Annotated in this window: 11 protein-coding genes; all 11 read left to right on the top strand. The window is 64.9% G+C overall.

The window, feature by feature from the left end; all coding sequences use genetic code 11:
* The first annotated feature begins 1 nt into the window (after window position 1).
* The 11 genes from GPA22_RS00725 (at window position 2) to GPA22_RS00675 (ending at window position 12,501) form a co-directional block, all read left to right on the top strand.
* Complete coding sequence (locus tag GPA22_RS00725) at window positions 2-775, top strand: SDR family NAD(P)-dependent oxidoreductase (RefSeq protein ID WP_211168857.1); 774 nt, start codon at window positions 2-4, stop codon at window positions 773-775.
* Window positions 776-793: 18 nt separating this feature from the next.
* On the top strand, window positions 794-1,645 hold the full coding sequence (locus GPA22_RS00720) for a MaoC/PaaZ C-terminal domain-containing protein (protein ID WP_169254179.1): 852 nt from the start codon (window positions 794-796) through the stop codon (window positions 1,643-1,645).
* A 40-nt stretch (window positions 1,646-1,685) separates the two neighbouring features.
* On the top strand, window positions 1,686-3,470 hold the full coding sequence (locus GPA22_RS00715; RefSeq protein WP_169254178.1) for an acyclic terpene utilization AtuA family protein: 1,785 nt from the start codon (window positions 1,686-1,688) through the stop codon (window positions 3,468-3,470).
* 26 nt (window positions 3,471-3,496) lie between these two features.
* Window positions 3,497-4,657 carry an acyl-CoA dehydrogenase family protein gene (locus GPA22_RS00710; RefSeq protein WP_169254177.1) on the top strand — a complete coding sequence of 387 codons (1,161 nt, stop codon included), beginning with the start codon at window positions 3,497-3,499 and terminating at the stop codon, window positions 4,655-4,657.
* Window positions 4,658-4,698: 41 nt separating this feature from the next.
* Window positions 4,699-5,265, top strand: coding sequence for a DUF2889 domain-containing protein (locus tag GPA22_RS00705; RefSeq protein WP_169254176.1), 567 nt, complete (start codon window positions 4,699-4,701; stop codon window positions 5,263-5,265).
* 122 nt (window positions 5,266-5,387) lie between these two features.
* Window positions 5,388-6,176 (top strand): crotonase/enoyl-CoA hydratase family protein, encoded by a 789-nt coding sequence (locus GPA22_RS00700; RefSeq protein WP_211168856.1) that lies wholly within the window; start codon window positions 5,388-5,390, stop codon window positions 6,174-6,176.
* Window positions 6,177-6,179: 3 nt separating this feature from the next.
* Window positions 6,180-7,352 (top strand): acyl-CoA dehydrogenase family protein, encoded by a 1,173-nt coding sequence (locus GPA22_RS00695; RefSeq protein ID WP_169254175.1) that lies wholly within the window; start codon window positions 6,180-6,182, stop codon window positions 7,350-7,352.
* 12 nt (window positions 7,353-7,364) lie between these two features.
* Window positions 7,365-8,447: an acyl-CoA dehydrogenase family protein gene (locus GPA22_RS00690; RefSeq protein WP_169254174.1), complete on the top strand. Its 1,083-nt coding sequence runs from the start codon at window positions 7,365-7,367 to the stop codon at window positions 8,445-8,447.
* A 95-nt stretch (window positions 8,448-8,542) separates the two neighbouring features.
* Complete coding sequence (locus GPA22_RS00685) at window positions 8,543-9,343, top strand: enoyl-CoA hydratase-related protein (RefSeq protein ID WP_169254173.1); 801 nt, start codon at window positions 8,543-8,545, stop codon at window positions 9,341-9,343.
* A 143-nt stretch (window positions 9,344-9,486) separates the two neighbouring features.
* Window positions 9,487-11,322 carry an AMP-dependent synthetase/ligase gene (locus tag GPA22_RS00680; protein ID WP_169254172.1) on the top strand — a complete coding sequence of 612 codons (1,836 nt, stop codon included), beginning with the start codon at window positions 9,487-9,489 and terminating at the stop codon, window positions 11,320-11,322.
* Window positions 11,323-12,501: an acyl-CoA dehydrogenase family protein gene (locus GPA22_RS00675; protein WP_169254171.1), complete on the top strand. Its 1,179-nt coding sequence runs from the start codon at window positions 11,323-11,325 to the stop codon at window positions 12,499-12,501.
* Window positions 12,502-12,535: the final 34 nt, after the last annotated feature.

Raw genomic sequence — 12,535 nt, 5'->3', positions numbered from 1 at the left:
CATGATTAATCCAATGAGCCTGGAAGGTCAAACCATCGTCGTCACCGGTGCCGCCCAGGGTATCGGCAAGGCGGTCGCGGACCTGGCCTACGGGCTGGGCGCCTCCCTCGTGCTGATCGACCTGCAGGACGAACTCCTGCGGACGGCTGTCCGCGACTACGCGGCCGAGCGGGTGATGACCTACGCCGGCAGTGTCGCTGACGGCGGTTTCGTCAATGACGCCTTCGACCACGCTGCGGCGCGTTTCGGCACCTTGCACGGGCTGGTGAACAGTGCGGGCATCATCCGCCCGGCGATGATCGAAAAAATGACGGACGAGCAGTGGCGGCAGGTCATCGACGTCAATCTCACCGGCAGCTATTACTGCGTCCAGGCCTTCGGCCGCGCCGCCCTGGCGCAGATCAAGGCCGGCCACCCGGCGCGGCGTTCGATTGTCAATATCTCTTCCGATGCCGGACGCATGGGGACGATCGGTCAGATTAACTACAGCGCCGCCAAGTCGGGAATGTTCGGGATCACCATGAGCGCCGCCCGCGAGTGGGCCAAGCACGACATCCGTTCCAACGCCATCTGCTTCGGGGTGGTCGAAACGGCGATGACGGAAACGGTGCGCGGAGAAAAATTCCGCGAGGGCCTGCTGGCGCGCATCCCGATGGGGCGCTGGTCGTCCGTTGAAGAAGCCGCCCAACCGATCTGCTTCTTCCTGTCCCAGGCTTCGTCCTACATCACCGGTCAGGTGATCTCCGTCGATGGCGGCGGATTCATGAGCGCCTGAACGGCAAAGGGGTTCGGAATGAATGTCGATCGTCTGCTCGCATGGCCGTTTCAGGATGTGGTCCAGACCTATACGGTGCGGGATACCCTGCTGTACGCCCTCAGCGTGGGTTTCGGCGGTGATCCGACAGATGCCGGCCAATTGCGCTATGTGTTCGAAAAGGACCTGATGGTCGTGCCCAGCATGGCCGTGGTGCTGGGACATCCCGGCCCCTACGTGACCGACCCCGCCGCGGGCATCGACTTCCGCAAGATCGTCTATGGGGAACAGGCGCTGAAGCTGCTGCGTCCCCTGCCGACGGCGGCCACCGTGCGGGCGCGGGAGCGCGTCGTCGCGATCCTGGACAAGGGGCGCGACAAGGGAACGCTGCTGCGCACCGAGCGCCACATCGTCGACGACGCGACCGGTGAGCCCCTGGCGGTGCTGAACGCGACCCTGATGTGCCGCGGAGACGGTGGCAACGGTGCGTCCCACGGTGAAGCCGGTCCGGTGCACGCCGTGCCGGAGGGCGAACCCCATCGCACGACCGAGCTGGCGACGCTGCCCCAGGCTGCATTGCTGTACCGCCTCAACGGCGACACTAACCCGCTCCATGCCGACCCCGAACTGGCCCGCCGGGCCGGCTTCGAGCGTCCCATCCTCCATGGACTGTGCAGCTACGGCCTGGCGGTCCATGCCCTGCTCAAGACCTGGTGCGACTACGACGCCACGCGCATCGCCAGTGTCCGCGCCCGCTTCTCGGCACCCGTCTATCCGGGAGAAACGCTGGTCTTCGAAAGCTGGCGCGACGGGCAGACCTTGTCGTTTCGCGCGAGGAGCAAGGAACGGGGGGTGAAGGTTCTGGACAACGGTTGTGCCTTGCTGCGCTGACGACGGTCGCGCCTAACTGGATTTCACGGAGATTGGATCAATGACGGATCGCATCGTGCGCATCGGCGGCGCCTCGGGTTTTTGGGGCGACAGCGCGGAGGCTGCGCCTCAGTTGGTAGGAAGCGGCAAACTGGACTACCTGACGTTCGACTATCTGGCCGAACTCACCATGTCGATCCTGTCCCGTGCGCGGGCGCAGGAACCGGCGGCAGGGTATGCGCGGGATTTCGTCGATGTCGCCATGCGCAGCGTGTTGCGCGAGGTGGTGGCCGGCGGCATCAAGGTGCTGAGCAACGCGGGCGGCGTCAACCCGCGCGCCTGTGCCGAGGCCCTGCAGCGGCTGGCGGAAGCAGAGGGCCTGGCGCTGCGGATCGCAGTGGTCGAGGGCGACGATGTGCTCTCCAGAGTCGACGATTTCCGCGCCGAGGATGTCCGGGACCTCCACTCGGGGCAGCCGCTGCCGGCCAAGGTCATGAGCGCCAACGCCTACCTGGGGGCCTTGCCCATCGTCGAGGCCCTGAAGCACGGTGCCCAGGTGGTGATCACCGGCCGCTGCGTGGATAGTGCCCTGCCGCTGGCGGCATTGATGCACGAGTTCGGCTGGTCGGCGCGGGACTACGACCTGCTCGCCGCCGGCAGCCTGGCCGGGCATTTGATCGAATGCGGCCCCCAGGCCACCGGCGGGTTGTTTTCCGACTGGGAGACGGTGGAGGGCTGGGACAATATCGGCTATCCGATCGTCGAATGCCGGTCCGACGGCAGATTCGTGGTCACCAAGCCGGCCGGCACCGGCGGCCTGGTCACGCCGGCCACCGTCGCCGAGCAGATGGTCTACGAGATCGGCGACCCGGCGGCCTATCTACTGCCCGATGTCATTTGCGATTTCACGGCCGTGCGCATGAGCGCCGACGGCCCGGACCGAGTACTGGTGGAGGGCGCGCGCGGCTACGCGCCCGGCCCCTGCTACAAGGTCTCCGCGACCTACGCCGACGGCTGGCGCTGCGTCGCCAACATCACCCTGATCGGCGGGCGCGCGGAGCGCAAGGCGCAGCGGGTCGCGGAAGCCATCCTGGCGCGCACGCGGCGGATGTTCGAAGCGCGCGGGATGGGCGACTACCGCCTGGTGTATTCGGAAGTGATCGGCACCGAGGCCGCTTTCGGCCCCCACTCCCGGATTGCCGTCAGCCGCGAGGTGGTGCTGCGGCTGGTGGTCGAGCACGCGAACCGCGACGCACTGGAACTGTTCGCCGCCGAAATTGCCCCCGGCGCGGTTTCCTGGGCGCCGGGCATGACCAGCATCGGTGGCGGCCGCCCGCGCCCGTCGCCCATCGTCAAGTTGTTCTCCTTCCTTGCGCCGAAAACGGAATTCAAGGTAAGCGCAACGGTCGCCGGCGAACACTGGCCCGTCCCACTTCCCGCCGAGTTGCAGGAAACGACGACGCATGTCGCCACAACCTACACCGAGCCTGTGTCGTCGATGGATGGCGTGGCCACGTTGGAAGTGCCGCTGTTGCGCATCGCCCACGGGCGCAGCGGCGACAAGGGCAACAGCGTGAATATCGGCATCATCGCCCGCGATCCGAAATGGATAGGGGTGCTGCGCGCCGAACTCACGGCGGAGCGGGTGCGCGAATACTTCGGTCACTTCGTCGAAGGGGCGGTGAGCCGCTTCGACGTGCCGGGCGTCGGCGCCTTCAACTTCCTGCTGCAGGGGGCGCTGGCCGGCGGCGGCATGGCGTCGCCGCGCAGCGATCCGCTGGGCAAGGCGTTCGCCCAGATGCTGCTGGACATGCCGGTGCGGGTGCCGGCGGCGCTGCTGGAATAACAAGACCACTTATCGAGGAGTACGAAATGGATTTTTCGTTGAATGAAGAACAGCGGGCAATCGAAGCGGCCATCGGCGAAATCTGCGATGTCTACGATGACAATTACTGGCTGCGCGCAGAAAACGAAAAGCGTTTTCCGCAGGAGTTCGTGGACGACCTGGTCAAGGCCGGCTGGATGGGCGTGACCATGCCTCAGGAATACGGCGGGGCGGGCTTGGGCATCACCGAGGCGGCGATCATCATCAAGCGCATCTCGCGGCTCGGCGCCAACGCTTCGTCGGCGGTGCACATCAACATGTTCGGGCCGCATCCGGTGGTGGTGTTCGGCACGCCCGAGCAAAAGGCGCGCTTCCTGCCGCCGCTGATCGAGGGCAAGGACCGCACCTGTTTCGGCGTCACCGAGCCTAACGTCGGCCTCGACACCACCCACATCAAGACCTTTGCCGAGCGCAAGGGCGACCGTTACGTGGTCAACGGTTCCAAGGTATGGATTTCGACGGCCCAGATCGCCAACAAGATCCTGCTGGTGACCCGGACGACCAAGTTCGAGGATTCTCCGCGTCCGACCGATGGTTTGACCCTGTTCTACACCGACCTGGATCGCAGCAAGATCACGGTGCGGGAAATCCCCAAGATGGGCCGCAACGCCGTCGATTCCAACGAGCTTTTCATCGACGGCCTGGAAATTCCCATCGAGGACCGCATCGGCGAGGAGGGCAAGGGCTTCGAGTATCTGTTGCATGGTCTGAATCCGGAGCGGGTGTTGATCGCCGGCACCAACATCGGTGCCGGCCAGGCGGTGATCGACAAGGCGGCCAAGTACGCCAGGGAGCGCATCGTGTTCGGCCGGCCAATCGGCATGAACCAGGGGATCCAGCATCCGCTGGCGGATTGCTGGGTTCGCCTGCAGGCGGCGGAAACCATGATGTTCAAGGCGGCGACCCTGTACGACCAAGGCAAGCCCTGCGGCCTCGAAGCCAACATGGCGAAGTATCTGGGCGGCGACGCCTACTTCGAGTCGGCGGCACGCGCAGTGCGGACTCACGGCGGTTTCGGTTATGCCAAGGAGTTCCACGTCGAGCGCTATTACCGCGAGGCGATCATGGGCCTGATTGGTCCGGTCAGCCACGAGCTGGTGCTGTGCCACATCGCCGAGCGGGCGCTGGGTTTGCCGAAATCCTATTGATACCGGCGGGGTCGGGCGAGCGACGCAGGATGGGAGAAGAGATGGATTTCAGTCCGCCGGTGAAGAGGGCGCTGCTGCATCGCCGCCGCATTCTTTGCGAAGGTTATGAGCGCGAGGATGGCCTGTGGGATATCGAGGCACAGTTGCTCGACACCCGCAGCTTTGAACTGCCTTTGCCCTTGGGGGGGCGCCTCGCGGCCAACGAGCCTTTGCACCAGATGGGATTGCGCATCACGGTGGATCGGGATTCGATCATCCGCGAGGTCGAGCCGCTGACGGCCCACGGACCGTCGCCGGAATGCCGGGACATCTCCGATACCTACCGGCAGTTGCTTGGCCTGCGTATCGCCGCCGGTTTTTCCGCCGCGGTCAAAAGGCTGTTTGGCGGACGCCTGGGCTGCACCCATCTGACCGATCTGCTTGGTCCCTTGGCGACGACGGCGATGCAGACCTTGTGGGCGGCGCAGATTCGCAACGCGGCGCGCGGTGACGAGACGCCGATCCGCGTCGGCGATCCGAAAGCGCTGATCAATAGCTGCCACGCCTTTCGCAGTGATGGCGAAATCGCCCGCGTGCACTGGCCTGATTCCTTTACCGGTGCCAAATAAGCGGATCCCGTCGCTCAGGAAAGTATGTCTTTTTGGACGATAGCAGAGCTTGAGCGCTACCGCAGAATGATTTCAAGGCTGGCAATCAGAACTCATCCAGCCCCCGATCTTACCGAAAGGAAATGCTGAACATGAATGCTCCCGTACTTGATGAGGCACCGGTTTGCGTGACGCGCGACGATGGCGTGCTGATCGTCCGCCTCAACCGCGCGGCGGATAGCAACGCGGTAAACGAGGCTCTCGCACGCGGCGTTTCCGCCGCCATGGACGAACTCGATGCCGATCCGGCGCTGCGCATCGGCGTCATCACCGGTAGCCGCGACGCGTTCTGTGCGGGCATGGATCTCAAGGCTTATCTGCGCGGCGACGTGCCTGCGACAGAGCGAGGATTTGCCGGGGTGACGCGCAAGCCGCCGGAAAAGCCGCTGATCGCGGCAATCGAGGGCTTCGCGGTCGCCGGCGGGCTGGAAATTGCCTTGTCCTGCGACCTGATCGTGGCGGCGCGTGGCGCCAAGCTGGGTGTGCCGGAACCCAAGCGCGGCCTTGTGGCGGCGGCCGGCGGGCTGATCCGCCTGCCCAAGCGGATTCCCTACCAGGTGGCGATGTACCTAGCCATTACCGGCGATTACATCAGTGCCGAGCGCGCCTATGAAATCGGCCTGGTGAATGAACTGTGCGAGCCTGGCGAGGCCCTGGAGCAGGCGCTGGCCCTGGCGCACCGAGTGGCGCGCAACGCACCGCTGGCGGTCAAGGCATCCAAGGCGATTGTGAGCGGCGCCCTGGATCTGGACGAAGAAGGCGGTTGGGAGTTGCAGGATCGACTGGGCCTGCCTGCTCTTGAAACCGAGGACGCACGCGAAGGCGCCCGGGCTTTTGCCGAAAAGCGCACGCCAATCTGGAAAGGATGCTGAAGCATGGATTTCCGTGACGCTGCGGAGGACGCCGCTTTCCGCGAGACGGTGCGGGCCTGGCTGGAGAGTGAGGTGCCGCGCCTGGGGCCGGCGCCGGACAAACTCGAGGAACGCGTCGAATGGTGGCGCCCCTGGCAGCGCCGCCTGTATGAAGCCGGGTATGCGGGCCTGGCCTGGCCGCGCGAGTACGGCGGTCGCGGTGCGAGTGTGTTGCAGCAAGCCATTTTCTATGAAGAGTGCGATCGGGCCGGCGCGCCCGACCGGCTCGACGTGATCGGCGCCGGTTTCGCCGGGCCGACCCTGATCGAACACGGCACTGCCGCCCAGAAAACCCGTTTTCTCGATCGCATCCTGACCGGAGAAGATCTCTGGTGCCAGCTCTTCTCAGAGCCGGGGGCCGGTTCCGATCTGGCCGCCCTCGCCACCCGTGCGACGCCCGACGGCGACGGCTGGCGCATCGATGGGCAGAAGGTGTGGACCAGCGCCGCCCAGGTGGCCGAATACGCCATCCTCCTTGCCCGTACCGGCGAAGGGGAGCGTCATCGCGGGATCAGCTTTTTCATCCTGCCCATGCGCCAGCCCGGCGTGGACGTGCGCCCGCTGCGCCAGATGCTGGGCGGTGCCGAGTTCAACGAAGTGTTTCTCGACGGCGCCCATGTGCCGGGAGATCTGCTGGTCGGTCAGTTAGGCGGCGGCTGGAAGGTTGCCATGTCCACGCTGGGCTACGAGCGCGCGGCAATCGCCACCGGGCGGGTCAATACGCTGCGCCTGCTCGACGAGTTGATCGCGCTGGTGCGGGACACCCGGGGTGCCGACGGCCTGCCGCTCGGCCAGGATGCCTTCGTGCGGCAACGCCTGGCCGAGCTCTATACGCGGATGACCCTCCAGCGCCTCACCGGAAAACGTATCTTGAGCACCCTCGCCGAGGGCGGGGCGCCCGGCCCCGAGGCGTCCACCGCCAAGCTGTTCACGACGCCGCTGGTGGAGGAAATCTGCGATTTCGCGCTTTCGGTGATCGGCATCGAAGGGCAGGAGGAGCCGGCCGATATGGACCCGGCCCGGGCCAAATGGCTGCGCCTGGCCTACCAGGCCCGGGGCACCAGCATTGCCGGCGGCACAACCTTCATCCAGCGCAACATCCTGGCCGAACGTGTCCTCGGCATGCCGCGCGACTGAATGGAGCATGTGATGCGATTCGCTTTCAACGAAGAACAGGAAATGCTGCGCGACGCGATCCGCGTCGCCTTGCAGCGTGAAGCGGGGCTGGACAAGATTCGACGCTGGGTCGATGCGGCGGACTTGTCGCCTTTCGACGCATGCGCGGTCGGCAATGCCTGGGTGGGTATCGGCGTTGCCGAGGAGCTTGGCGGCCAGGGCGGCGGCCGGGTCGAGCAGGCCCTGATGTTCGAGGAACTGGGGCGGGCCGTCGCGCCCAGCGGCGTTCTGCTGGCCGGTGCCGGCGGGGCCCTGGGTTTTGCCGTAAGGCTTCCTGGCGGCGCCGAGTTTCTGCGCGAAGTCCTCGATGGCGAGGGAACTGGGGTCCTGTGCGTTCCCGCCGGTCGGCCGGCCGACGAGGGGGCGCTCCAAGTGCAGGTGGCCGGGGGGCGCCTGTCGGGTGTGATACCGATGGTGCTGGAAGCGCCCGGGGCCAGCCATCTCTTGGTTCCGCTGCCCTCCGGCGATGGCTTGGACCTCTGGCTGGTGCCGGACGGGGGATCGGACGTCGATATCAAGCCGCGGCGGATGATCGATCGCACCCGCCGCTTCGGTGACGTACGCCTGCAGCAGGCGAAGGGCATCCGCATCGGCCGACTGGACCGCGGCGCGGCGCAGGACGCCAATGCCGTCATCGCGCTGCTGGTCGCCGCCGAGTCGCTGGGGCTGGCCCGGCGCATGCTCGACATGACTGTGGAGTACGTCGGCCAGCGGGTCCAATTCGGCGTACCGGTTGCTTCCTTTCAGGCGGTCAAGCATGCCGCCGCGGAGGCCTTGGTCGACATCGAAGCCGCCCACTCCGGCGTCTATTACGCCGCCTGGGCCTTGCAGGAAGGGCAGGCTGACGGCGTGCTCCACGCCTGGATCGCCAAGGCGTTCGCCACTGAAGCCGCCGTGCGCACGGCGGATCGGGCGTTGTTGCTGCACGGAGCCATCGGCTACACCTGGGAGCACGACCTGCAGCTGTTCTACAAGCGGGCCAAGCTCAATCTCGAATTGTTCGGTTCGCCGCGCAGTTATCGGGAACGGATGGCCGAGGTACTGGCATTGCACTGAGCATCGCTTCCATCCATCCATCCATCCATCCATCCATCCATCCATCCTGCCCTTGCCGGACGGCGTTCAATCTGTCTAATGAAAGAGGAAATACCATGGAACTCAAAGACATCACCTATGAAGTCGACAACGGTCTGGCCACCATCACCATCAACCGCGAAAAGCGCATGAACGCCTTCCGCGCCGAAACTGTGGATGAACTGGTCAAGTCCTTCAAGCGCGCCTGGGCCGATCCCGAAGTCGGCGTCGTCTGCCTCACCGGTGCCGGTGATCGTGCCTTCTGCGCCGGCGGCGATCAGAAGGAACGGGCCGAAACCGGCAGCTACGGCAAGTCGGAGAGCGGACTGTTCGAAATCCTGGCCCTGCAGCGCGTCATCCGCGACATTCCCAAGCCGGTGATCGCCGCGGTCAACGGCCTGGCCATCGGCGGCGGCCACGTGCTGCACGTGCTGTGCGATATCTCCATCGCCGCCGACCATGCGCGCTTCGGTCAGAACGGGCCGCGCGTTGGATCCTTCGACGCGGGCTGGGGCACCGGGCTGCTGGCCCGCATCGTCGGCGAGAAGCGGGCGCGGGAAATCTGGTTCATGTGCCGGCAATACGACGCCGCCACTGCGGAGCGCTGGGGCCTGGTCAATGCCGTCGTACCCGCGGCGCAACTGAAGGCGGAGGTGCGCAAGTGGGCGGACGAGATGCTCGTCATGTCGCCCACCACGTTGCGCTTCCTCAAGCAATCGCTGAATACCGACACCGAGCACTTCGTCGCCACCGGCAGCCTCGCGTCGACCGGCCTGATCAATTTCGGCGACACCCCCGAAGCCAAGGAGGGCGTGGTTGCATTCGCCGAGAAACGCGCCCCCGCCTTCGGTAACTACCGCAACCGAGTATCGGTGTAAGGGGTCGTCGGCAGGCTGAAGGGCTTTGAGCTGATCGATGGCGGCCGGGACTTGAAGAAGTCCTCGGCCGCGACGGCGCCATAATGACGGGCGATTGATCGTTCATGCCTGCCGAAAGGCAAACGATAATTAAAGGAGACGTCATGGAACATTCCCCCGATCTGCATAAGACGGCGGCTGCCTCCATCCCACCCCGACACCCGGATACGGTCATCAAGGGCTTCCTTCGTACCGTCGAGCAGTACGCCGACTTGATTGCCGTCGACAGTCTGGACGGGAAGACGCGTCTGACCTGGCGTCAGGTTCGTGAGCGTGTCGAAGCATTGGCCGCGGGCTTGAGTCGTATTGGTGTTCGCCATGGCGATACGGTGGCACTGATGTTGAAGAACCGGCCGGAATTCCTGTTCGCCGATCTGGCCATCATGGCTTTGGGCGCGACACCTTTCTCGCTCTATGCCACCTTGCCGGCAGCGCAGATCGTGCCCTTGCTGGACAATTCGGACGCCCGGATCGTTCTCTGCGAGCGGGCTTTCCTCAATCAGATCCGGGGCGCGCAGAAAGACTGGCCGGCGCTCGCCACCGTCGTCCTGCTCGACGGCGACGGCGGGGCAGGAACCATCGACTGGTCCGACGTTGAAAAAGGCGGTGCCGAGGGGTTCGATTTCGAAGCGGCGGTCGCGGCGGTGCGCCCCGACGATCTGGCGACCATCGTCTATACCTCGGGTACCACTGGGCCTGCCAAGGGCGTCGAACTGCCTCACTCCAGCGTGATCGCCTTTGCCACCATCGTCGAGCACTGGCTGCGCTTCTTCCCCGGACAAAGAATTCTGTCCTGGCTGCCGACCGCCCATACCACCGAACGGGTGGCCGGACACTACCTGCCCCTGCTCAACGGTTGCACGATCACCTTCTGCGACGACCCGATGAACATCATGGCGGCGGTCAAGCAGGTTCATCCCCATATTTTCTTTTCGCCGCCGCGGCTGTGGGAAAAAATCAAGCTCGGCATCGAAAAGCAGTGGGCCGCGCTGCCCGAGGACGCCCGCCTGGCGGTGCATGAGGCGCAGCAGCGATCGCTCGAGAAGGTGCGCTTGGAGCAGGCCGAGAAGCCCGTGCCGACGGCCTTGGCTGAAGCCGTCGCGGCAGACGACGCCCGCTTCTTCGCCCCGGTGCGCAAGGCCCTGGGCCTCGATGCGGAAGGGCTGTTCGTCGGTTCCGGCGGTGCCATGGCGCCGATTGCCCTGGTCGAGTTCTTCCATGCCATCGGCCTGCCCCTGGATGAGGCCTACGGCATGACCGAGTCGGCGGCGCTCGGTACGCGCAGCCCGAAGGGCAAGGTTCGCATCGGTACGGTGGGCAGGGCGCAGCCAGGGGTCGAGGTCAAGCTCGCCGACGACGGCGAAATCCTCATTCGCCACGCCGGGATCATGCGCGGCTACCGCAAGCAGCCGGAAGCGACCGCCGCGATCAAGGACGCTGACGGCTGGCTGCATACCGGCGACATCGGGACTGTGGATGCCGACGGCTATTTCCGCATCGTCGACCGCAAGAAGGACATCATCATCAATTCGTTCGGCAAGAACATGTCGCCGTCGAATATCGAAGGGGCGCTGACCGGTGCGGGCAACTTCATTTCCCAAGCCATCGTCGTGGGGGATGGCCGCAACTACAACGCTGCCCTGCTTACCGTCGATTCCGCCTATCTGAGCGCCTGGGCCGCGGAGCATGGCTTGGGCGGGCTGGATATCGACGCCCTGTGCCGCAGTCCGGAAGTGCTGGTCGAGGTCGAGGCCGAAGTGGCGCGGGCCAACGAGCAATTGGCTCGTGTCGAGCAGATCAAGAAGTTCCGTATCGTCGGTGGTGAATGGTTGCCGGGATCCCAGGCGGTGACGGCGACCATGAAGCTGCGGCGTCGGGCCATCTTGGAACAGTATGCCGACGAGATCGATGCGATGTACGCCGGCGAAGGGAGAGACTGAATGGCCAGGGAAGACAACAACCGTTTCAGGCGCGAGCTTTTCGACGAGGACCACGAGGCGGTCCGTAATGGTTTCCGCCGTTTTCTCGTCAAGGAAGTCCAGCCGCATTATGAACAGTGGGAGCGCGACGGCATCATCCCCCATGCCCTGTTCGAAGCCTTGGGTGAGTCAGGCTATCTGTGCATGGCGGTTCCGGAGGCGTATGGTGGCCAAGGCCTGGCCGATTTCCGCTTCAGCATCGTGCTCACCGAGGAATGCCTCGCCCTTGGGATGACCTCCCTGGCCTCGGGCATTGCCCTGGTGAATGACGTCGCCCTGCCTTACTTCCTGGATTACACCAATGAGGAGCAAAAGCGGCGCTGGTTCCCCGGCATGGTCGCCGGCAAGCTCGTAACTGCGATTGCCATGACCGAGCCCAGCGGCGGCTCCGATCTGGCGGCCCTGCGCACGACGGCGCGTCTCGACGGCGATGCCTACGTGGTGAACGGTTCGAAGACCTTCATCACCAATGGCATCAACGCCGACCTGGTGCTGACCGCGGTCAAGACCGACGTTTCGAATCGTCATGGCGGCATCAGCCTGCTCGTCATCGAACGCGGCATGGCGGGCTTCGAGCGCGGCCGCAATCTGGAAAAGCTGGGCCAGCATTCCCAGGATACCGCCGAGTTGTTCTTCAACGATGTGCGGGTACCGAAAAGCAACCTGATCGGCACGGAAAACCAAGGCTTCGTGCACATGATGACGAACCTGCCCCAGGAGCGCCTCAGTATCGCCAATTCGGCCGTAGCCGCGTCCCGGGCCGCGCTGGAGTGGACGCTGGCCTACGTCAAGGAGCGCGTCGCCTTCGGCAAGCCCATCGGTACCTTCCAGCACTCGCGCCAGGTGCTTGCGGGCATCCGGACGGAAGTCGAGATTGCCCAGGTCTTCATTGATCGATGCACCGGCCTCCACCTGAAACACGAACTGACCGCGGAGCAGGCGGCGATGGCGAAATGGTGGTGCACGGATCTGCAGGGGCGGGTCATGGACCAGTGCCTGCAACTCTTCGGCGGCTACGGCTACATGACCGAATTCCCGATCGCCCGCGCCTGGGCGGATGCGCGGATCATGCGAATCTTCGGTGGCACCAACGAGATCATGAAGGAAATCATCGGCAAGGCGGAAGGCCTGTCGGGTTGAATACGTGGGCCATGAACGCCCGCACGATCAAGGA

This window comes from Aromatoleum toluvorans (assembly GCF_012910905.1).
Lineage (GTDB): Bacteria > Pseudomonadota > Gammaproteobacteria > Burkholderiales > Rhodocyclaceae > Aromatoleum > Aromatoleum toluvorans.
This window is presented reverse-complemented; position numbering and strand designations above follow the sequence as displayed.